The organism is Halopelagius inordinatus (genome assembly GCF_900113245.1).
GTDB lineage: Archaea > Halobacteriota > Halobacteria > Halobacteriales > Haloferacaceae > Halopelagius > Halopelagius inordinatus.
In genome coordinates this window covers 828,147-848,721 of sequence record NZ_FOOQ01000002.1, presented here as the reverse complement: position 1 = coordinate 848,721, position 20,575 = coordinate 828,147, and the positions used below count along the sequence as shown (strand labels likewise).

General features: G+C 65.7%; 25 protein-coding genes. 15 read left to right on the top strand and 10 right to left on the bottom strand.

The window, feature by feature from the left end; translation table 11 throughout:
* Positions 1-53 precede the first annotated feature (53 nt).
* A complete protein-coding gene (locus BM167_RS12185) occupies positions 54-719 on the top strand; it encodes a hypothetical protein (protein WP_092892821.1) in 666 nt (221 codons plus the stop codon).
* Between the two features lie 30 nt (positions 720-749).
* Here BM167_RS12185 and BM167_RS12180 read toward each other — a convergent pair whose 3' ends face one another.
* The 3 genes from BM167_RS12180 to BM167_RS12170 form a co-directional block, all read right to left on the bottom strand.
* On the bottom strand, positions 750-2,621 hold the full coding sequence (locus BM167_RS12180; protein ID WP_092892819.1) for a cation:proton antiporter domain-containing protein: 1,872 nt from the start codon (positions 2,619-2,621) through the stop codon (positions 750-752).
* A gap of 142 nt (positions 2,622-2,763) precedes the next feature.
* The gene (locus BM167_RS12175) at positions 2,764-4,752 is read right to left on the bottom strand and encodes an AMP-dependent synthetase/ligase (protein ID WP_092892817.1); all 1,989 of its coding nucleotides are present in this window, start codon (positions 4,750-4,752) and stop codon (positions 2,764-2,766) included.
* Between the two features lie 116 nt (positions 4,753-4,868).
* A complete protein-coding gene (locus tag BM167_RS12170; protein WP_092892815.1) occupies positions 4,869-5,795 on the bottom strand; it encodes an MBL fold metallo-hydrolase in 927 nt (308 codons plus the stop codon).
* A 150-nt stretch (positions 5,796-5,945) separates the two neighbouring features.
* On the opposite strand from BM167_RS12170, the gene serS reads away from it, so the two are divergent.
* Both serS and BM167_RS12160 read left to right on the top strand, forming a co-directional pair.
* On the top strand, positions 5,946-7,325 hold the full coding sequence (gene serS / locus BM167_RS12165) for a serine--tRNA ligase (RefSeq protein ID WP_092892813.1): 1,380 nt from the start codon (positions 5,946-5,948) through the stop codon (positions 7,323-7,325).
* Positions 7,326-7,478: 153 nt separating this feature from the next.
* Positions 7,479-7,745 carry a HalOD1 output domain-containing protein gene (locus tag BM167_RS12160; RefSeq protein ID WP_092892811.1) on the top strand — a complete coding sequence of 89 codons (267 nt, stop codon included), beginning with the start codon at positions 7,479-7,481 and terminating at the stop codon, positions 7,743-7,745.
* A 9-nt stretch (positions 7,746-7,754) separates the two neighbouring features.
* Here BM167_RS12160 and BM167_RS12155 read toward each other — a convergent pair whose 3' ends face one another.
* Positions 7,755-8,189: a nuclear transport factor 2 family protein gene (locus tag BM167_RS12155; RefSeq protein WP_092893096.1), complete on the bottom strand. Its 435-nt coding sequence runs from the start codon at positions 8,187-8,189 to the stop codon at positions 7,755-7,757.
* Between the two features lie 86 nt (positions 8,190-8,275).
* Here BM167_RS12155 and BM167_RS12150 point away from each other — a divergent pair, with 86 nt between their 5' ends.
* On the top strand, positions 8,276-8,821 hold the full coding sequence (locus BM167_RS12150) for a DUF367 family protein (RefSeq protein ID WP_092892809.1): 546 nt from the start codon (positions 8,276-8,278) through the stop codon (positions 8,819-8,821).
* On the opposite strand, the gene BM167_RS12145 is transcribed toward BM167_RS12150, so the two are convergent.
* Entirely contained in the window at positions 8,822-9,190 is a 369-nt protein-coding gene (locus BM167_RS12145; protein ID WP_092892807.1) for a DUF5518 domain-containing protein, read from the bottom strand.
* 96 nt (positions 9,191-9,286) lie between these two features.
* Between BM167_RS12145 and BM167_RS12140 the strand changes: the two genes are divergently transcribed.
* The 3 genes from BM167_RS12140 (at position 9,287) to BM167_RS12130 (ending at position 11,465) form a co-directional block, all read left to right on the top strand.
* On the top strand, positions 9,287-10,084 hold the full coding sequence (locus BM167_RS12140; protein ID WP_092892806.1) for a DUF8130 domain-containing protein: 798 nt from the start codon (positions 9,287-9,289) through the stop codon (positions 10,082-10,084).
* 78 nt (positions 10,085-10,162) lie between these two features.
* A complete protein-coding gene (locus BM167_RS12135; protein WP_092892804.1) occupies positions 10,163-11,131 on the top strand; it encodes an NOG1 family protein in 969 nt (322 codons plus the stop codon).
* A gap of 121 nt (positions 11,132-11,252) precedes the next feature.
* Positions 11,253-11,465 carry a hypothetical protein gene (locus BM167_RS12130; RefSeq protein WP_092892802.1) on the top strand — a complete coding sequence of 71 codons (213 nt, stop codon included), beginning with the start codon at positions 11,253-11,255 and terminating at the stop codon, positions 11,463-11,465.
* A gap of 200 nt (positions 11,466-11,665) precedes the next feature.
* On the opposite strand, the gene BM167_RS12125 is transcribed toward BM167_RS12130, so the two are convergent.
* From BM167_RS12125 to gvpA, 5 genes are all read right to left on the bottom strand, one after another.
* On the bottom strand, positions 11,666-12,394 hold the full coding sequence (locus BM167_RS12125) for an SIMPL domain-containing protein (RefSeq protein ID WP_092892800.1): 729 nt from the start codon (positions 12,392-12,394) through the stop codon (positions 11,666-11,668).
* A 62-nt stretch (positions 12,395-12,456) separates the two neighbouring features.
* Positions 12,457-13,857 (bottom strand): TIGR00341 family protein, encoded by a 1,401-nt coding sequence (locus BM167_RS12120; protein ID WP_177213347.1) that lies wholly within the window; start codon positions 13,855-13,857, stop codon positions 12,457-12,459.
* A 111-nt stretch (positions 13,858-13,968) separates the two neighbouring features.
* Positions 13,969-14,532, bottom strand: a complete 564-nt coding sequence (gene gvpO, locus BM167_RS12115; RefSeq protein WP_092892798.1) for a gas vesicle protein GvpO, halophile-type — start codon at positions 14,530-14,532, stop codon at positions 13,969-13,971.
* A 4-nt stretch (positions 14,533-14,536) separates the two neighbouring features.
* Positions 14,537-15,556 carry a gas vesicle protein GvpN gene (gvpN, locus tag BM167_RS12110; protein ID WP_092892796.1) on the bottom strand — a complete coding sequence of 340 codons (1,020 nt, stop codon included), beginning with the start codon at positions 15,554-15,556 and terminating at the stop codon, positions 14,537-14,539.
* Between the two features lie 8 nt (positions 15,557-15,564).
* On the bottom strand, positions 15,565-15,831 hold the full coding sequence (gene gvpA, locus BM167_RS12105; RefSeq protein WP_218153787.1) for a gas vesicle protein GvpA: 267 nt from the start codon (positions 15,829-15,831) through the stop codon (positions 15,565-15,567).
* A gap of 246 nt (positions 15,832-16,077) precedes the next feature.
* Between gvpA and BM167_RS12100 the strand changes: the two genes are divergently transcribed.
* From BM167_RS12100 to gvpM, 8 genes are read left to right on the top strand one after another with little or no spacing between them, the layout of a single operon-like run.
* Positions 16,078-16,704, top strand: coding sequence for a GvpL/GvpF family gas vesicle protein (locus BM167_RS12100; protein ID WP_092892794.1), 627 nt, complete (start codon positions 16,078-16,080; stop codon positions 16,702-16,704).
* A 3-nt stretch (positions 16,705-16,707) separates the two neighbouring features.
* Entirely contained in the window at positions 16,708-16,962 is a 255-nt protein-coding gene (gvpG, locus tag BM167_RS12095) for a gas vesicle protein GvpG (RefSeq protein WP_092892792.1), read from the top strand.
* Positions 16,962-17,477, top strand: a complete 516-nt coding sequence (gvpH, locus tag BM167_RS12090; protein WP_092892790.1) for a gas vesicle protein GvpH — start codon at positions 16,962-16,964, stop codon at positions 17,475-17,477. Before gvpG ends, gvpH begins: the two co-directional genes overlap by 1 nt.
* Positions 17,470-18,486, top strand: coding sequence for a hypothetical protein (locus BM167_RS18530; protein WP_092892788.1), 1,017 nt, complete (start codon positions 17,470-17,472; stop codon positions 18,484-18,486). The genes gvpH and BM167_RS18530 overlap by 8 nt, the downstream gene beginning before the upstream one ends.
* Entirely contained in the window at positions 18,479-19,126 is a 648-nt protein-coding gene (gene gvpJ, locus BM167_RS18955) for a gas vesicle protein GvpJ (protein WP_092892786.1), read from the top strand. Before BM167_RS18530 ends, gvpJ begins: the two co-directional genes overlap by 8 nt.
* Positions 19,123-19,452 carry a gas vesicle protein GvpK gene (gene gvpK / locus BM167_RS12075; protein ID WP_092892784.1) on the top strand — a complete coding sequence of 110 codons (330 nt, stop codon included), beginning with the start codon at positions 19,123-19,125 and terminating at the stop codon, positions 19,450-19,452. The genes gvpJ and gvpK overlap by 4 nt, the downstream gene beginning before the upstream one ends.
* Complete coding sequence (gene gvpL / locus BM167_RS12070; RefSeq protein ID WP_092892782.1) at positions 19,445-20,284, top strand: gas vesicle protein GvpL; 840 nt, start codon at positions 19,445-19,447, stop codon at positions 20,282-20,284. The genes gvpK and gvpL overlap by 8 nt, the downstream gene beginning before the upstream one ends.
* Positions 20,281-20,571: a gas vesicle protein GvpM gene (gene gvpM, locus BM167_RS12065; RefSeq protein ID WP_092892780.1), complete on the top strand. Its 291-nt coding sequence runs from the start codon at positions 20,281-20,283 to the stop codon at positions 20,569-20,571. Before gvpL ends, gvpM begins: the two co-directional genes overlap by 4 nt.
* Positions 20,572-20,575: the final 4 nt, after the last annotated feature.

Here is a 20,575-nt window from a genome sequence, read left to right as displayed (position 1 = left end):
GGCGGCCGAAGTCGGCCACGATTCTTTTCGGCCTTCCGGACGAACGACCTCCCGTGACCGACGGACACCGAACAGACGGTTCTGGGTCGGGTCGGGACGCACAGACGGTGACGCGCCGACGACTGCTCGGAGGCGCCGCAACCGCCGGTGTCGCCGCCTCATTTCCGGCGTTCGTCGGCGGCGCGGCGGCCCAAGCCGAGACCACGGGAGAGTCACAGACGGGGCCGCCGGAGACCGACGACACCGCGGAACCGGTGACCACACAGGCCGCCCTGCCGACGGACGCGCCGACGTTCGACCAGTCGAACTACGTGGGCCTGTTTCTTCAGGTGACCGGATTCGACCGTCAGGCCGACGCCACGGGCGTCGGCGACTGCAACTTCGTGGGCGCGGAAGACGACATCACCGCCTTCGACGCCACCATCTTCGAGACGACGGGCGACCGACCCTCAGAGGAGGTGACGCTCTACACGACCACCCAACAGGGCACCGTCATCGACTCGGGGAGCGTACTCGTGATAAACAGTCAGTCCGAGTGTCCGAGCGACTTCGTGACGCTCGGAGTCGAAGAAGTCGAAGCGAGCGACGTCGGGACGCCCGCGGCACCGGGGACGGAAACCGGCGGAGCGATTCCCGGATTCGACGCCGTCGCGGGCGTCCTCGGCGTGACTGCGGCGTCCGCCGCCGCGGCGTTTCGACGTCGCGGCGACGAGGGGTGAACGCCGCCGAGGCGCGAGTCCCCGCCGCGACTACCGGTCGTCGGGGTGGACGTACTGTAGCGCCTCGCGAACCGATTCGTTGGCGCCGATGACCGTGATTCGGTCACCCCTCTGTAGCGTGAAGTCGGCGGTGGGAACGCGCGTGTTTCCGTCTCTGGCGACCAACACGATGATACATCCCTCGGGGAGTTCCGGCCCGACTTCGCGGACGGTGCGTCCGACGTGCTCTTCGGCCGTCAGTTCGACCTCTTGGATGTCGCCGGTGTGACCGACCTCGCCCATCCAGTCCATCATCGCCGGCCGTTCGATGTAGTTGTCCATCGCCTGCGCCGTGGCGCGGGTCGCCGAGATGGTCCGGACGCCGAGTTCCTCGAACGCGTCCACGTTGTCGGGGTTGTTCGCCCGCGCGAGAATGGTCTCGGGGTCGAACTTCGAGTTGACGAGTTGGGCGACGAGCAGGTTCACGTCGTCGTCGCCCGTCGCGGCGACGACGATGCGACTGTTCTCCGCCCCGGCCGAGCGGAGCACGTCCGTGTCGGTGCCGTCGCCTTTGTGGACCGTGAACCCGTCGTTGCGGGCGATTTCGACGGCCTCTTGGTTTTGATCGATCAACACTACGTTCTCTCCGCGGTTTTCGAGGCGGGCGGCGAGCTCTCTGCCCACCTTTCCGCCTCCGATGACGAGTACACGCATTGGTATGATGTCGAGGTATTCTGCGATTCGGCGGGCGAACCCGCCTTCGAGGACGACTGTCGCGAGGATGACGAGAAAGACGGTTCCGACGAGGAGGTCGGCGGCCTCCGTCAGCCCCTGTGCACGAAATTCGATGGCGAAAAGCGTCGCGACGGACGCCGGGATGATGCCGCGCGGTCCGACGAGGCTCATGAACGTCCGCTCTTGTCGGCTGAACCGGTCGCCGACGGTCGAGAGGAAGACGCCGAGCGGTCGGACCACGAGTGCGACGGCGACGACGACGCCGAGTCCGCCCACGCCGAGAGCGAGGAGGGTCTCGAACTGCAAGAGCGCCGCCAAGGCGATGAAGACGAACGAGAGCACGAGGAGGGTGATGTCCCCCTTGAACGCGGAGATGTCCTCCTCGTAGGGCACGTCCAGATTGGCGAGGAGGATACCGGCGGTCGCCACCGCGGCGATGCCGGCTTCCGTCGCAATCGTGTCGGCGGCACCGTAGGCGACGAGTGCGCCGGCGAGGACGAGCAATCGCGCGTTCTGCGGGGCGTTCCCCGGCGAGAGGTCGACGTACCGGAGCGCGTAGTAGACGGTCGCCGCGACGAGTCCGCCGACGAGGATGCCGACCCCGAGACGTTCGGCAAACAGGGTGAGCAGTTCCGGAGCGCTGGTGATGCCGGAGATGATGGCCTCGAAGATGACGATGGCGAGGATGGCGGCCGTCACGTCGTTGACGATACCCTCCGCCTCCAACGCCGCCTCGACTCGGTCCCGCGCCGGGACGACTTCGAGAATCGGCGTGATGACCGTCGGTCCCGTGGCGACGAGCAACGCGCCGATGAGAAAGGAAATCGGCCACGCGGCGTCCAGTAGGAAGTGAACCGCGACGGCCGTTCCGAGGAGCGATAACACCGCGCCGACGGTCACCAACCCGAGCGTGGCTGACGGCGCTTCCCGGAGTTTCGACGCCCGGAGGTGGAACGCACCCTCGAAGACGATTATCGCGACCGAGAGGCCGACGATGGCCGAGAGCGCGTTCCCGAACGAACCCGGACCGATGACTCCGAGTACCTCCGGGCCGAGGACGATTCCGGAGAACAGCAAGAAGACGACGCTCGGAACCTGGAATCGGTCGGAGAGGATCTGTGAGACGACTCCGATACCGATGATGGCCGCGACGATAGGGATAAGATTCGCACCTTCGGCGGTAGCCACTATGACACCTCCATGTGACTGGGGCGATGCGACGAACACGCATAAGTCCATACATTTCAGACGCTCTTTCCGGGGACGGAACTGGATGCCTGTCCGGAAAACGTGACGAAACCACGCGAATGCTCGAAAACGGACGGGTCGGTCAGGCCGGTCGTTCGTCCCCGTCGTCGGAGTCGCGGTACAGCATATCTATCTGGTCTGCGTACCGGTCGAGGATGTTCCGTCGCTTCTTTTTCATCGTCGGCGTCATCATCTCGTTTTCCTCCGTGAACTCCTCGGGGACGAGGCGGAACTGCTTTATCCGCTCGTAGGACTCGAGCGACTCGTTGACGCGGTCTATCTCCGCGTCCACCCGCGCCTGCACTCTGTCGTCTCGACAGAGGTCTCTGGCGTCCTCCGGAAGGTCTATCCCCTCGCTTTCGGCCCACTCGCGGACGCCCTGGAAGTTCGGGACGACGAGCGCGGAGACGAACTTCCTGCCGTCGCCCAAAACCAGGCACTGTTCGACCACCGAACTGGAGGCGAAGGCGTCTTCGATGGGGCCTGGTGCGACGTTCTTCCCCGTCGAGAGGACGAGAATCCGCTTTGCTCGCTCTCGGAAGGCGACGTAGCCGTCCGGGCGGAGTTCGACGATGTCGCCCGTCCGGAACCACTCGCCGTCGAACGCCGCGGCCGTCTCCTCGGGAAGATTCCAGTAGCCGTCGGTCACGTTCGGGCCGCGGACGAGCAGTTCGCCCACGTCGCCGCCCGCCGCGCCCCGGATGTCGTCGCCGACGACGGTGTCGTCTACCTTCACCTCGACGTCCTCTACGGGGGGTCCGATGGTCCCGACTTTCGGCTCCTCGACGGGGTTGACGGCGATGACGGGCGACGTCTCCGTCAGCCCGTAGCCCTCCAGAATCGGCAGCCCCATCGCGTGATACAGCGCACACAGGTCCGCAGAGAGGCTCCCGCCGCCGCTTATGAAGAAATCGATGTTGCCGCCGAGGGCCTCTCGAACCTGCTCGAAGACGAGTCTGTCAGCGAGTCTGCGCTGGGCTTCGAGGAGGTAGCCGGGGGCGTCGCTCTCGTGGTGGCGTCGCCCCACGTCGACGGCCCACTCGAAGATTCGCTCTTTCAGCGGCGACTCCGAGGCCTGCGAGCGGATGGCATCGTACAGTTTCTCGTACACCCGCGGAACGCTCGTCCCCGTGGTCGGTTCGACGAGTTGGAAGTCCTCTCTGAGGGTGTCGGGACTCTCGGCGTACGCGACAGTCGCGCCCGCCGCGAACATGAGGTAATGTCCCGCCAGGCGTTCGAAGACGTGCGCCAACGGCAGGAACGACAGCGTGACCGACCCCGGAGCGATGCGTGGCGCGTCGCCTTTGTCGGGTCGCGGTCCGAACCGCCGGTAACACTGGTTGACGTTCGACCGGAAGTTCCGGTGGGAGAGTCGCACGCCCTTCGGCGTCCCCGTCGTCCCCGACGTGTAGATGAGAGACGCGAGGTCCTCCGGGTCGCGTTCGTCGAGCCACCCCTCGTACGTCGCCTCGTCGAACGCCGCCGCGCCGAGTTCGTGCACGTCGCCGAGAGTCAGCAGGTCGTCTCTGTCGCGGACGGCCCCGGCCATCCCGCTTCCGTCGGGTATCTCGTCCATCACGACGACGAACTCGAGGTCCAGGTCGTCTTCGACGGCGAGAACGCGCCGGAGGTGGTCCGCGCTCTCGACGACGACGCCCGTCGCGTTCGGGTCGTCGAGGAGATACCGCACCTGTCGCTCCGAAGAGGACGTGTAGACCGTCGTGGCCGCCGCACCCGCGGCGAGGAGCGCGAAGTCGCACTGTGCCCACTCCATCCGCGTGTGCGCGAAGATTCCCACGCGGTCGTTCGTCGTCACGCCCAGTTCGCGAAAGCCCGCCGCGAGGGCGCGGACGACGCCGCGCATCTCTCCGTACGTCAGGTCGGCGTAGTCGCCGTCCGGCGCTTCGGGGACGACGCCGCGTCCGACGAGCGACCGGTCGTAGATGCCGCCTTTGTACCGTTGGGCGACGCGCTCTGCGTTCCGCTCTGCGCTGTCTTCGAACATTCTCGAAAGCGTCGTGTGGCCGATGGCCTCGTCGTCGAAGGCCGATTCGGCGTCCCGCCAGTCCATACTCCTCACTCGGTCGTTCCCCACGTAAAACGATGCACGTTCGTGTAGTCGAACGTTGTTCGTCGTTGAACTGGCCGTCCCTCGAAAGGAGTTGTTTTACGCCCGCCGACGCCGGGTCACTCCTCGGTTTCGTCCTGTTTCGCCCGCCAGTCGAGATAGCCGAGGACCCCCCGGGTGTTCAGGCGTTCCTCCTCGCGGGCTTTCGTCTCGCCCCACACGTCTATCATCTCGGTGTGTTCGGCGAAGTGTTCGACGACGGCGTCGTCGTCGCCGAGTTCGTCGCGTTTCCGCCTGACCGCTTCGACCCACTCGACGAGCGTTCGCTTGTACGCCTCCATCAGGTCGTCGTCGTACTCTCTGGGGCCGAAGTGACCGAAACAGAGGGTCTCGGGCGACAGTTCCTCGATGGTCCGAACGTCCGCCAGACAGGCTTCGAGGTCGAACTGCGACGGCGGCGACGTCTGGCGGATGTCGCGCGTCGAGGGTACCCAGATACCCGCGGCGTCGCCGGTAAAGAGCACCTCCCCGCCGGGTTCGTAGAACATCGTCTGGTGCGGCGCGTGCCCCGGCGCTTCGATCACGTCGAGCGTCCGGTCGCCGAGCGATATCTCGTCGCCGTCGGAGAGCGGTTCGATTCGCCCCTCGGGGACCGGTTTCGGGTCGACGTAGAACGTCCACTGGTCGCCGACGGCGGCTTTCGTCCCCTCGACGAGGCGTTCGGGGTCCACGAGGTGCGGGACGCCGATTTCGTGGGTCATCACCGTCGCGTTCGGGCACGCCTCCGCGAGGTATCCCGCCCCGCCCGCGTGGTCGAGGTGGATGTGCGTCGGGAGTATCAACTCGACGTCCTCTCGGTCGATTCCCACCTCGTCGAGAGCCTCCAGGGTTCGTTCGTAGTGCGTCCCGATGCCCGAATCGACCAGCGTCGGCCGGTCGGCGTCCACGATGTAGACGGACCCGTACGCTTCGGTGTCGTACATCCCGGTGTCCAAGTAGTAGATGTCGTCGTGGCCGGGTACGGCCTTCACGTCGCCAATCGCCATGCGAGAGGGGGGACGCCCGGCGCCAAAAGCGTTCGGACGGGTGCGGCGGCCCGGCCTCGGTTCGGTACCGTCCCGAGCAGTCGGCTCGCACCGCGACGCCGGCACGCGGATGCGACACGGTTTTGCCTCGTCCGTCGAAATCTCGGGGCAATGATCAGCAGGCAGTTCCTCCGCGAGAACCCGGAGACCGTTCGGGAGGCGCTACAGAATAAAGGCGTCGACGACGTGGACTTAGACCGAGTTCTCGAAGTCGACGAGGAGTGGCGGTCGCTGAAGAACCGCGGCGACGACCTGCGGCACGAACGCAACCAGACGTCGTCGAAGATAGGCGAACTCAAAGCCGCCGGCGAGGAGGAGGAGGCGGAGGCGGCCATCGAACGGTCCCAAAAGCTCAAAGACGAACTGGCCGACGTCGAGAGCCGGGCCGACGAACTGGAGGCGGAACTGGAGGACGCTCTCATGGAGATTCCCCAGATTCCCCACGAGGAGGTTCCCGTCGGCGAGGACGAGTCCGAGAACGTCGAACTCCGCCGCGAGGGGTTCGAGGACCTGCGAGGCCTCCCCGAGGAGGTGACGCCGCACTACGACCTGGGCGAGGAACTCGGTATCTTGGACTTCGAACGCGGCGCGAAGGTGACCGGCGGTGGGTTCTACTTCACGAAAGGCGACGGCGCGATGTTGGAACACGCGCTCATCCAGTTCTTCCTCGAAACGCACCGCGAGCAGGGGTACTCGGACGTGTTCCCCCCGGTTCCGGTCAACTCGCGGTCGATGGAGGGAACCGGCCAGTTCCCGAAGTTCACAGAGGACGCCTACCGCCTCGGGGAGTCGAACGAAGCCCCGTACGACGACGACGACCTGTGGTTGTGCCCGACGGCGGAGGTACCCGTCACGAACATGTACCGCGACGAGATTCTGCTCGACGACGACCTGCCGCTGAAACTGCAGGCGTACACGCCGAACTTCCGGCGCGAGGCGGGCGAACACGGCACGGAGACGCGCGGCATCGTCCGCGTCCACCAGTTCAACAAGGTGGAGATGGTCAACTTCGTCCGCCCCGAGGAGAGTTACGAGCGATTCGAGGGACTCGTCGACGAGGCGGAGGAGGTCCTTCGTCGCCTCGGCCTCCCGTACCGCATCTTGGAGATGTGTACCGGCGATTTGGGTTTCACGCAGGCGAAAAAGTACGACATCGAGGTGTGGGCACCCGGCGACGACATGGAGGACGGCCCCGAGGAGGGCGGTCGGTGGCTCGAAGTGTCGTCGGTGTCGAACTTCGAGGCGTTCCAAGCCCGCCGCGCCGGACTGCGCTACCGGCCCGAACGCCACGAGTCGGCGGAGTACCTCCACACGCTCAACGGGTCGGGCCTCGCCGTCCCGCGCGTCATGGTCGCCATCCTCGAATACTACCAGAACGACGACGGCACCGTCACCGTTCCGGAACCCCTCCGTCCGTACATGGGCGGCCGCGAACGCATCGAGGGACACGACCCGGTCGGCGAGTCGGCCCTCGGCGCGGGAACGGACTGACCGCGACGCGTTCTCGTTTAATCGGTCGTTTAACGGGCTAACTCGGCTGAAACAGACGAAACTCGCAGTCACAGACGGTTCGTTACTTACCCCTTCGCGGTGAGCATCGAATATGCCCAGACGGACCCACTGCACCGACCCGGGTGAGAGTCGATGATGCTCGACGAAGAGGCGGAGTGGGACGCGGTCGGACGCCACCGCTTCGACGCGTCCGACGAACTCGACGCGTCCCTCGCGCTCTCGCTCGGCGTGGACGCTCGACGCGTCAGCCGACGCTACGGCGTCGACCCCGAGGCGGCGGAGAACCTACTCGCCACCGCCCGGGAGGCCGACACCGACCTCTCGGTGTCGCTGCGAATCGCGGACAGAGAGGTCAAAGTGGACACGGACGGCGTCATCGCGGTCAGAACCGACACGTGACGCTCTCTGTCACCGCGTGAACGTCTCTATCTGACGGATTCGCCCGCCGTCGAACGCGAACACGTCGACGAACTCGAAGCGCACTTCGCCGTCCGCGCCGACCAGTCGCCCGTGGACCGCCCGCCCGTCGCCGTTCGCGGCGCGGTACGCTTCGACCACGTCGTGTCTCGTCTCCGTCTCGGGGCGGTCCTCGCGCATGAACGCGACGAACGCCTCTCGCCCCTCGAACGTCCGGTCCGGCCGGTGCTGGACGAACCGGGGGGTCAGAAGCGACGCGAGGCGGTCGTAGTCGCCCGCGTCGATGGCCTCGTAGTAGTCGCGTGCGACCGCCCCTTCGTCTCGTTCGGTTCCGTCCGCGCCGCTTCCGTCGTCGTCACCAGAACGGTCCGCGTTCCGGCCGGCGGACGAAGTGCTCTGCGTCTCGTCGGCGTCCGTCGGTTCCATACCCACTTCCTCTCCGAGGAGACGCATGCCTCTGTCGCCCGCGGCACGACGAACCCCTTTTGTCGGCGCGTCGCCTGCGACAGGACGTGACCGCGGACAGAGACGCCGACGGAAGGCGAGGCGGCCGGGAGTACGACATCCACGTCCGCTACGAGGGCGACGACGACCCGAAGAAGTGCACCGCGCGAAAACTCGCGAAGTTCGGCCTCGCGGACCTCCATCGGTCGGACCGCGCGACGCCGTACGGCGTCGTGTTGAACCCCCACGCCGAACGCGCACTCTCTCCGGCCGACCGCGACGCGTCGAATCTGGTCGCTCTCGACTGCTCGTGGGAGTCGGCCGGCGAAGCGATGTTTTCGCTTCCTGGCGACCACCGCGCCCTCCCGTATCTCGTCGCCGCGAACCCCGTCAACTTCGGGCGGCCGATGGAACTGACCACCGTCGAGGCGTTGGCCGCGGCGCTTTGCATCTTCGGCCGAAACGACCGCGCGGAGGCGCTTCTCTCGAAGTTCACGTGGGGCCACACCTTCCTCGAACTCAACGAGGAACCCTTGCGGCGCTACGCCGACTGCGAGGACTCGACCGACGTCGTCGAAATTCAGCGCGAGTATTTAGAGCGCGGCGAGGGGTAGTCAGACGCCCTTCGCCCACGACCCGACTGCGCCCGCGAGTGCGCTGTCGACGGCGAAAAGCAGCGTCACGAACAGTCCGACGACGAAGACGCCCGCGCCGCCGAGTATCGACCCGACCGGGCCGCCCGCGAGGCCGACGAGACTGCCCAACAGGGCGAGTCCGACCGTGAGGATGATGCCCGCGACCGACCCGGCGACGAGTCCGTTCCACGCGCCGTGCCCGACGCTCCCGCCCGCGAGGTAGCCCGCGGCGAACCCGCCGAGCAGTCCCGCGCCTATCTGTCCCACGACCGGCAGACTCAGACCGACGGCTCCGACGACGACGATGACGACGAAGCCGACGGCTACCGCGCGCCAATCTATTGCCATAGTCGAGCGTAGCGTCTTCGCGAGCAAAAGCGTCGTGGCGGTCAGTTCGTCTCGGACCCCGGAAGCGTTTTCCTGTCGGAAGGCGGACCCGTCTCCGTGAATCGCCGCCGATTCCTCGTCGCGGCCGCGGGTCTGTCGGTCGGTGCGGGCGTCGTCTACCGCTCTCGGCGGTACGAACTCGCCGCGAGAGCCGAACGGTTCGACTACGGACTCCGGTTCAACGACCTGGGGACGGACCAACGCGGAGAGAGCGTCGAACTCTCGGCGTTCTCCGCGCCGGTCCGCCCGACTCTCCGGGCGGCCGCCGCGGTACCGGGCGTCTTCGGCGCGAACGACCTGCCCGACTCCGCCGTCGAACGCCTGCGCGAGGCGGAACTCCTCCGCGCGGACGGCCGGTACTACACGACGTACGTCAGCGACGTGCGCGACGTTCCCCTTTCGGTCGAGGCCACCGTCCGCGAGTCCGCCCGCGCGCCGTTCGACCCCGCCGCGTTCTCGCTTTCCCTCCGCAACGACGGCGCGGAGACGGTTCGCGTCTCCGAGGGGCCGCCGATGCCGTTCGGCGTCGTCGGCGCGCACCGGGCCGACGACCGAGAGACCGAAACGACGCTTTGGAGCGACGAGTACCGCGACGCCCGCGGCGTGAGCACGGTCGGCCGCCGCGTTCTCTCGGTCACCGGTCTCGGAACCGAAATCGCGGTGAGTCCGGGCGAAACCGTCGGCACGGTGTACGAACTCGGACGCGGCGGGGCGGGGACGTGGATCCTCGCGGGGGACGTGAGCGTCTCACGCCGCGACGACAGAGCGGAGAGTCGCGACGGAGACGGAGGCCGCGACGGCGGCGACTTCCCGTACCGGGTCCGACTGGCGGTGAGCGAACGGCCGCCGTGGTGAACGCGGCCGTGAGACGCCGTCTCGGGCCGGGCCGCCAAAGGACGCTCTTTTACCCTTCGGCCGAGTAGACGGTGCAACATGATTTTCGAGTCCCTACCGACGACGCCGCGGTCGGAGGAACTTATCGACAAGGCGTTCTCTCGCGCGGCGCGTTCCGGTCGCTCCAAGTCCGGGTTAGAGGCCCAGCAGTCGATGCTCCAGACGGCCTCCTCCATCCTCTCGGACAACTTAGAGAACGTCGTCACCGAGTGGCCCGATTTCGGCACCGTCGACCCCTTCTACTACGAACTCGCCGACGCCATCGTCGACGTGGACGAACTCCGACAGGCGCTGTCGGAAGTGACGTGGGCGAGCCGGCAGATTTCGGAGATTCGAAGCGAGTACCAGCCGAAACTCCGGAAGACCGACCCCGACAAGGCGCGGAAGCACCGAAAGCAGGCGTTCGCCCGGATGGCCGACATCGTCGAGGAAGTGGCCGACGACCTGCTTCTCATCGGTCAGGCACGCGACGACCTGCGGGACCTACCCGACATCCGAACCGACGAACCGGCTATCGTCGTCGCGGGCTACCCGAACGTCGGCAAGTCGTCGTTCGTCAACACCGTCACCCGCGCCTCGAACGAAATCGCGCGCTACCCCTTCACGACGCGCGGCGTCCAGATCGGACACTTCGAACGCGACAGAGTTCGCTACCAGATAATCGACACGCCGGGACTCCTCGACAGGCCCGAAGAAGAGCGAAACGACATCGAACGGCAGGCCGCGAGCGCGCTTCAACATCTCGCGGACGCCGTCATCTTCGTCGTCGACGCGAGTGGGGCCTGCGGCTACCCCCTCGACGTACAGTTGGAACTCCGCGACGCCGTCGAAGACCGGTTCGGCTCCGTCCCCGTGCTGACCGTCTGCAACAAGAGCGACCGCTCGACGGACGTGGAGGCCGACCTGTACATGAGCGTCACGAATCACGAGGGCGTCGACGAAGTGTTAGACGCCGCGGTGGACGCGGTCGGATACGAACCCGACATCCCGCCGTCGCGAAAGGAGTGAGGTCGGACGGACGTATCCGCTGAGATTCCACCGAGCGACGTGTTTTGACCGCCTCGTGGTCGATACGGCCGAGTCGGCTCGGCAGTAACCCTATGACTCACCCCCGACTGTCACCGTACTGATGTACTCACAGAAACGGTGTCCCGACTGTGGAGTCGAACTAGAAGCGCTCGAAATACGGACGGCTGAAGGGTTCACGCTCCACGTCGAGACGAACGAACCGAAACAGGGCATACTCGGCGGACTCGGCGCGAAAGAGAAACTCACACCGACCGCACACGTTTGCCCCGAGTGCGGACTCACCCGTCTCTACGTAGAGCACGACTCGAACTGACGCCCAGAGACTTCGAACTGGCGACCACCGAACCCGTCTCACTACCCCCAGTGAAGACACGGTAATTCGCACGACTGACTGGCGTGCTGTGTTTAGGACGGCCGCTGAAACGGAGGCACAGACCGACGTTTTCGAGACGACCGGAAAGATGGGTTTTGCGGGGTTTCGGTCGGGCGAGTGCCGGACCGGGAGTTCTCCGATTACTCGGCTTCGTACGTGACGCTGACCGTCGCGGTCACCGTCACCGGGCCGGGTTCGAAGGAGGTGCCGCCGCCGGCGGTGTCTTCGAGGGCGGCGCGTTCGTAGTACATCGGCTGGACGCCGCCGTCGGTCGAGGCGGACCGAACGTCGCCGAGGGTGAGATTGGACGCGGACGCAACCGTCTCGGCGTCCGTGCGGGCGGCGTCGACGGCGTTCTCTATCGCCCGTTCTCTGAGTTCGGCGCGCGTTTGGTCGGTGAGGGTGAAGGCGACGTTGTCGATCTGGTCCGCACCGTTGCCGACGGCGACGTCCACGACTTCGCCCGCGCGGTCGGGTTCGACTTCGACGCTGTAGGTGTGGACCGCGCGGTAGCCGACGATATCGCGGCTATCTCCGGAGTGGTCGTACTCGGGGTTGACGCGGTAGGCAACCGTCTCGACGGCGTCGTCCGCGATGCCGGCGTCACGGAGGGCCTGTCGCATCTGTTCTGCGTCGGTCGCGACCTGCTGGCGGGCGGCGTCGGCCGAGTCGGCGGTGGCGGTCACCGAGACGGAGACGACCGCTAGATCGGCTTCCGCGGTCACTTCCCCGGACCCGGTGGCGGAGATGGTCGCGGGGTCACTCGCCCCGGCGTCGCTTCCGCCGCCCGCCTGCAGAGGTGCGAGACACCCGGATAACAGGACGAGGGCGGCCAGTGCAATCGGAACTACGTACGCTCGTTGTCGCATGAACGTATATCGACGGCTCAGCTATTCAACCCGCCGTAGAGACAAAGACCTCTTTCAGTCACTCAGACCGCGGGCGAACGCGGGGTCGGTCCGACTCCCCTCGCGGCCACCGCGGGGCGTTCGGGGTCGTCCTCGGCCGTCGAGTCCGCCGCACCGCCCGGTCGTTCGATGGCGATGTACCGAAGTTCGACTTGGACGCCTCCCTCTCTCCACGGGTCGATCGTCTCCGGCGCCTGTTCGTTGAGTCGGCGCTCGATTTCGTCGCCGACGCGCGGCGGCGGTTCGCCCGGCGGATAGCCGACGGTAACCGTGATCCGTTCCGGGGTTAAAAGCGGGAAACTCCGGTATCCGACGTCCATCGAGACCAGCGACGCGTCCGGCGGAAGCGCTTTGTCGATCGCGGCCCGCGCGTCCTCTTCGAACGCCGCGCTCCGAACCGACCCGTACGTGGCGACGCCGAGGACGGACGTGAGGATGAGCAGAATCACGGCGAACGTGGTGACGCGCGTCATCATTATCGACCGCGCCTCGTTCTGTTGGACCCACAGTTTCGGTCGGTATCCCATCCGCCACAGCACGATGAGTGCGACGGCGTTGATCGAGAGGACGTTCACGAGGACGAGAACGGCCGATCCGAGCACCGCCATGGGTGACCCCCACGCGAAGCCGATACCGACCACAGCCATCGGCGGCACCAACGCCGCGGCTATCATGACGCCGACGAGAGCGGTGGAGACGCCCGAGGCGAGAGAAAACGCACCGGCGGCCCCCGCGCCGAGGGCGATGACGAGAGACAGGACGTCCGGCGAGAGGCGCGACTCCACCTCGCCGATGGAGAACACCTCCGGTCCGCTGAGGGGGACGATGCTCGTCGTCCGGAGTATCACCGCGAAGACGGCGGCGCTTACGATGCCGAGGAGGACGCCGGACACCTGCAACTTCGCTCCGCGGAGGAACATCTCTCGGTCGTCGATTATGGTGCCGACGCTCGTCGTCATCGCCGGCCCCACGAGTGGGGCGATGACCATCGACCCGACGACGACGGCGGGCGAGTCGAGGAGCACGCCCGCGGTGGCCACGAGGGCGCTGATGACGGTCATCACGACGAACGTCGTCGTCTCGGGGGCCATCTCCTCGGCGCGGGCGATGAGTTCCTCTCGGGCGATTCGGTTCTCGCCGTCCGGGTTCTCGTCTTCCCACTCCTGTTCGAGCTCGTCGAACCGCCGGGAGACGACCGTCTCGGCGGACAGGACCACGATGTACGAGTCCCGTTCGATACCCACGTCTCGGAGGCGGTTCATGATGTGTTCGACCGCCGCCTTCGGGATGGGAAACGTGACGATTGCGGCGTACTGACGGTTGCTCGACTCCGCCGAGAGGGCGTAGTCGATGCCCTCCTCGTCGAGGACGCCAACGACGGCTTCGCGCTTTCCCGTCGGAACCATGACCTGTACGAGACGCACGTCTGAGAGTTGGCGGGGGAGGGGAAAACTTCAGGGGATTACCGTTCGGAACGCGGAGACCACGGACCCGCGCTGTCGGTCAGAAAACGGTCGGTTCCGACGGGAACGCTCTCACTCGACATCGGCCGTGTCGCTTCGTCGATAGCGGTTGATGCGGCGGTAGCCGTGGATAGCGCCGCCGGTTCCGAGTTCTATCTCGTAGCTCCCGAGGATGTCCTGTGAGTCGGGCACCGCCGGACGTTCTATCAGGTCGACGACGACCAACCAGCCGTCCTCCTCGGCTCTGATCTCGGAGATACCGTCTAACTCCCGACCGATGAGGTCCGAGGCGGTCGTCTCGACCAGTTTCCGGACTTCGAGGATGTCGACGGACTCGTCGTCGCTTCCCTCGGATTCGTCGTCCTCCGCTTCGTCGTCAGGTTCGATTCCACCGGCGGCGTCTTCCAGTTCGTTTACTTTGTCCACGTCCGACTCCTCGTCGTTCTCGCTGTCTCGACTCTCGCTTTCGGTGCCGGAACCGCCGTCGGCGGCCGCCGACCCGTCCACGGTTTCGTCGCTCTCGTCGTGTTGATAGCAGAAATCGCCGTCCTCGGCCTCCCGAGAGCAGCGCTCTCCGCCGCCGGTGAGAGCGATGCACTGCTCGGTCTCGTCGCTCGTCTCTGTGTCGTCGCCCATAGTGTCACATTCCTCCCACTATGGAATCAATCTGGTCCCTCAGCTCCTCGACTTCCTCGCGAGAGGACACCTTCGAGGCGAGGACGTCCGTGCAGATATCGACGATGAGGTCGTCTCTCGGCGGGAACGCCGTCAGTCCGCGCGCCGCCATCACCGCCGCCCGCGTTCCGACGGTCACGTCCATCTCCTCGCGGAGGCCGCGCACGATAGTCACTATCTTCTCGATGTTCTCTCGGTCCAAGTCGTCGACTCTGGAGTCGACGATTTCGACCTCGGTCTCTCGGTCGTAGAAGCCGAGGTGGATTCCGACGAGTCGGTCGAGTAAGGCGTCTTGCGGCCGGTGGACGCCCGCGTACTCGACGGAGTTCGAGGTGAGTATCGCCCTGAAATCGGGGTGGACGTCGATGGTTCGGTCAGCCCCGCGCCCGGTGGAGCGTTCGAGTATCCCCTCTTCGAACGCCGAGAGGAGGACGTTGTTCGCTGCGGGTTTCGACCGCGAGAACTCGTTGTAGATGAGGGTCGCTCCCTCTCGGGCCGCGACCGACAGGGGGTTGTCGACCCAGCGGTCCCGAACGATGGACTTCTTTTTGACGACGTCTCTGACGTACTGGTCGCGCTCTGCGTACTGCTCTTTACCGGCGTGTTCGCCGACGAGTGCGGCCGTGTCCACGGCGTCGTCGCCTTCGAGCCAGACGATCGGCCGTCCGCGGGCGACGGCCGACTGGACGGCCATCGTCGTCTTGCCGCACCCGGTCGGACCGATGAGATGGACCGGTTGCTCGGCACCCCACCAGTTTCGGATGCGCTCTACGAGCGCTTCGGTCTCGTCGGTTTCGACGAACGGCTCGAACCGTCGGGCGACCTTCTGGGCCGATTGGGGTCCGTCGTTTCCGTCGTCGCCGTCGACTTCGGACCGCTGTTTGTCGAGGTCCTTCTTTTCGCGACTGCGACGTTTCGTCTCTTTGCCGTCGGACCGTACGCTGAGGCCGCGCACCTTCCGTTTGTGGTCGGAGCCGTCGGTCATTCAGTCGGTTACTGTGTCTGCGCCGGCTCGGTTTCGACTTCTATCTCCTCGAGTTCGTCGATGTCGCCGGATGCGCTCGCCTGCTCTATCTTCGCTATCTCCTCCGCGTAGTGGAGGAAGGTGTCGACGGACGCGACGACGACGCGCGCCTCGACGGTGAGCAGTTCGATGCCGACGACGGAGATTCGAGCCCAGACGTCGATGACGACGCCTTTGTCGAGGACCCGGTCGAGGACTTCCGCCAGACTTGACGCGTTCGGTGTTCGTTGTGCCATTGTGATAGACCTGAAATCATCTTCGAGCGCCCACCGTAATGAGGCTTGAGGCCGAGATGTGAAGATGAACAGGGAATGTGCCGTGATTGTTTTTATTTCCTGAACGACTGCCGGAGTCGAACCCGTATTCGTCCATATTTCATTCATCGAGTTTGATATACACCATCGCTTATCCCGCTCGCACCCCTCAGAGACTGGTGTGCGGATAGCCGCCGCTGACGGCAGTGGTTCCGCGCGACCATTCACATGAGCGAAGAGAACCTGTACGTCTACGGAGCAACCGACGCAGAGGACCTCGATTTAGAGCTATCCGGAGTCGGAGGTGCAGACCGGGTGTACACTATCACCCACAAGTCCATCTCGGCTATCGTCTCCGACATCGACACGACCGACCCCGAACGGACCGACGAGAACGTACAGACCCACGACGAGGTGCTCCGGGAGGTGATGGAACACGGCGACGGCCGGACGGTCGTTCCGATGCAGTTCGGTATGGCGTTCAAAGACGCGCGGGCGCTGAAGAACGTCCTTCGGGGCACCCGCCCGGCGTTCACGCGAGCGCTCAACGACGTGGAAGGAACGGTCGAACTCGGCGTGAAAGTCGTCTCCCAAGAGGGGACCGACCTCTCGCAGGACGCCGTCGAAGCGGCGGCCGAACGCCTCACGGACGCGAGCATAAACGAAGTCGAGAACGGCCAGTTCAGCGACCGACTGCTGTTGAATCGCTCGTATCTGGTCGAACGCGAAAACCAAGACGAGTTCGGCGAAGCGGTCGACGAACTCGAAGCCGAACTCGGCGACGTGTTGGTCCAGTACACCGGTCCGTGGGCGCCCTACAACTTCGTCGACATCCACGTCGGCGTCGACAGATAACCCATGTTCCTCCTCGACGACTTGCTCGTCCGGCCGTTCGTCTCGCTTCTCGACGTCCTCCAGCAACTGGCGTTAGAGGAGATGTACGACATCGAATCGCTGCGGGACGAACTGAAGGAAAACCAGTTGCTGTACGAACTGGGAGAACGCTCGAAACCGGAGTACGAGCGCCGCAAAGAGGAACTCGAGGAGGAGTTAGAACTGGCCGAGGAAGTGCGCGACCAACTGTCCGGCGGTAAGATAGAGGTGAAACGCTAATGCACGACGAAAACGACCCAAACGACGACGAGAACCGATCCGACGACCGGGACGGCGTGTCGCTCGGTGCGGGGTTTCGGGCGCTGACGAACGTACTGTCTGCGCTCGGAAACCGCGGCCGAAACAGCGGTTCGGGCCTGTTCGATACCGACCGGTCCTCGGTCGAGTACCGGTACTCGGTCGACACCGGGCTGAACGACAGACCGGACCGCGACGGGCCGAAGCGTACGCCGCGCACGGAGCGCTCGCGGACGAAACGCCACGCGAGCGCCGACCTCCCGTCGACGGTCTCCCACGAGGGGGATACGGCCGTCGTGACCGTCGACCTCAGCGACTTCGACCCCGACGACGTGAAGGTCGGACTGGACGACGGTGAGTTGGTCGTCACCGTCGACGGCCGCCGACTCGACCGGATTCCCATCGACCTCCCGTCGTACGACCGGACGAACGCGCGAATCAACAACGGCGTCCTCCAGGTTCGCATCCACTCCGACGAGGCCGGTGGCGATGACTGACGACGTCGACATCGACGAACTGCTGACCCGGACCCGAGAGGAGATGGCTGACCTCGAAGACTCGGTCGAGGAGGGGAGTCTCGAAGACGCCATCCGGACTCTCAGGCAACTGATTCACACCGCCGACGAAGTGGAGGACGTCGTCGACGCCGTCGACGTGAGCGAACTCCCCGACGCCGTCGACGGCGGGGAACTCCTGAAGGCCATCGAGGCCGGCGAGGTTCCGGACGCCGTTCGCGACGGCGAACTCGGGGACGCGGTCGATTACCGGCAACTCCTCGGCGCAGTCGAACTCCGCGAGATGCTGGGTGCCACGGACCTGCGCCGACTCTGGAAGGAGTCACAGGACCTCGATTTCGGCGGGGAGTCGGACGACTCCGGCATCCTCGGGGACGAAGGCGACGGCGAGAGCGACGGTGTCCTCGGCTCTGGACTCCTCGACGACTCGGAGGACGCGGAGGCAAACGACGCGGAAGACGACGTAATCGCGGAACTGGAAGGCCTCATCGCCGAGGACGACGGGGACGAAGACGACGGATTCGTCGAAAGTGCGACGGACGCTCTCACCGGCGACGCGGACGACGCCGAAGACGACGGACTCCTCGGCGGGTCCGACGCCGGCGACTCCGACGGCGGACTCGTCGGCGGCGACGACGAAATCGGCTTCGACGAGTACGACCAGCGGGCGGTCCAGATGGGAATTCAGTCGAAGGCGATGGACGCCGTAGACGAGTTCCGCGCGGGGATGTTGGAGGCCCACGAGAAGCTGAAGAAGGTGTACGAGAAGAACCAACAGCGCACCAGCAATCGGAGCAAGGGCACCTCGTCGCGGAACCCCACCGCGGTCAGGACCATCCAGAACGACCGCGGGGACATCGGGCACGCGACCCACTACTCGACGATTCCGCGGGAGACGCGCTACTCGACGGCTCCGAACAGAAAGCGCATCTACGGCTCTCGGTTCGACCAAGAGACCGGAAACTCGGAGACGGGTGAGTCCGATGGTTGAGCAACCCTCCCGCCAGAAGACCGACCTCGCGGAGATGGTCGAGATGCTCTTGGACAAAGGCGTCGTCGTCAACGCCGACATCGTCGTCTCCATCGGCGACACCGAACTGCTCGGCGTGAAAGTCCGCGCGGCCATCGCCTCCTTCGAGACGGCCGCCGAGTACGGACTTGAGTTCCCCGAGGGGACCGACATGGACCGCGTCGAGGCCGCCGCCAAGGGCGGACGCCGCGAGGGCATCTCGGAGGCCGAGGCGCCCGTGACGGTGACCGAGTCGTCGGAGGCGGAACTGGACGCCGCGGAGGCCAGAGGAACGCAGAGAGACGAGGCCGAAGACGAGGAAGACGGGGGAGACGGGGAAGACGACTGGGACGAAGCGGAGTTTCTGACCGAGAAATCTCCCGTGACCGCTCAGACGCCCGCGAGCGGTCAGACCCCGGCGACGAAGGAGACGCCCGCCGCGTCGGACGACTCCGCCGACGACGAGAGCGGCGAGGACGGTCGCGACTCCGACGAGTCGGCTGCCGACCCCGCCGACGTCGACCCCGACGCCGAGTCCGTGCTCGTCGAATCCGACGACGAGGACGGCGAACAGGCCGCAGAACGGACGAGCCGAGACGACGGAGACCGAGACGACAGATGACCACCATCGAGATAGACGAGGAGAGCGCCGGAACCGGGCTCGTGGCGTTAGTCGTCACCGTGGTCGAACTGCTCGTGGAGGCGCTCGAACGCGAGGCGGTCCGACGCATGGAGTCCGGCCACCTCACGGACGAGGAGATAGAGCGACTCGGCCAACAACTCGCCGCGATCGAAGCCGAAATCGAGGGGCTCAAAGAACAGGAGGGAATCGAGGAACCGGTCGAAGAGCTCAGAGCCGACTTGGACGGACTGGTCGAAGACGCCATCCGACAGGTCGAAGATACGAACTGGGTAGAGCCCGCACCGGAGGTCGAACGCGATGAGTGACGCCGCCCCCGCATCCGACACCGAGTTCGAGGACGGACGCTACCTCTACTGCGTCGTCCGCGTGGACGACGACGCCGAGTTCGACGTCGAGGGCATCGAAGACGAACCCGTCCACGTCGTGACCGACGGAGCTCTCGGCGCGGTCGTTCACCGATGTGACTCGCTGTACGACAGCGACGACCCGACGACGCTGAAACGCTGGCTGTTGGCTCACCAGCGGGTGATAGACGCCGCCGCGGACGCCTTCGGGACGCCGCTTCCGGTCCGCTTCGACACGGTGTTGACCGGCGACGACGGCGTCGTCCGAAACTGGCTCCGCGAGTCCGACGCGGAACTCCGCGACGCCCTCGACGAACTCGCCGGACTCAGAGAGTACCGCATCGAGGTGCGCCGCGACTACGACGCGTTGGCCGACCGCCTCGCGGAGACGGACGACCGCCTCGGGGAACTCCGGACGCGAAAAGAGGAGTCCGGCGAAGGGACGGGATTCCTCGTCGGAAAGCAGTACGAACAGCGGTTAGACGACCTCGTCCGCGACCACCGCGAGACCGAGGCCGAAGACATCGCCGAGCGACTGGCCCGGTACGCGGACCGAATCCGCCGGTTGGGAGAGAACCGGAGCGCCTCTCTCGTCGGCGCGGAGTCCGACGACGACGATTCGACCGTTTCGGTCCGGTTCGCGATTTTGGCCCCGTTGGACCGCGAGGACGACGTCGGGGCGATACTGGACGACATCGCCGCCGAGGACGGCGTCGAGGTGCGGTTCAGCGGTCCGTGGCCGCCGTACACGTTCGCTCCGGAACTCGACGACCTGGAGGGAGCGTCGCCGTGAAGCCGAGCAAGGGCGACCAACACGCCATCGTCGATCTGGTGGACATGCTCCTCGACAAAGGCGCCGTCGTCGAGGCGGACGTGCTCATCACCGTCGCGGATATCCCGCTCGTCGGGCTGAAACTCCGGGCCGCCTTGGCGGGGATGGCGACGATGCGGGAGTACGGCATGTTCGAAGAGTGGGACGAGATTCAACGCGAGTTGAACCGAGAGGACGAGTCGAGACACCCGCTCAAATCTCACCGCGTCTCCACGTCGGAGAAGAAACCGAAGCCGAACGAACGGTAGTCGG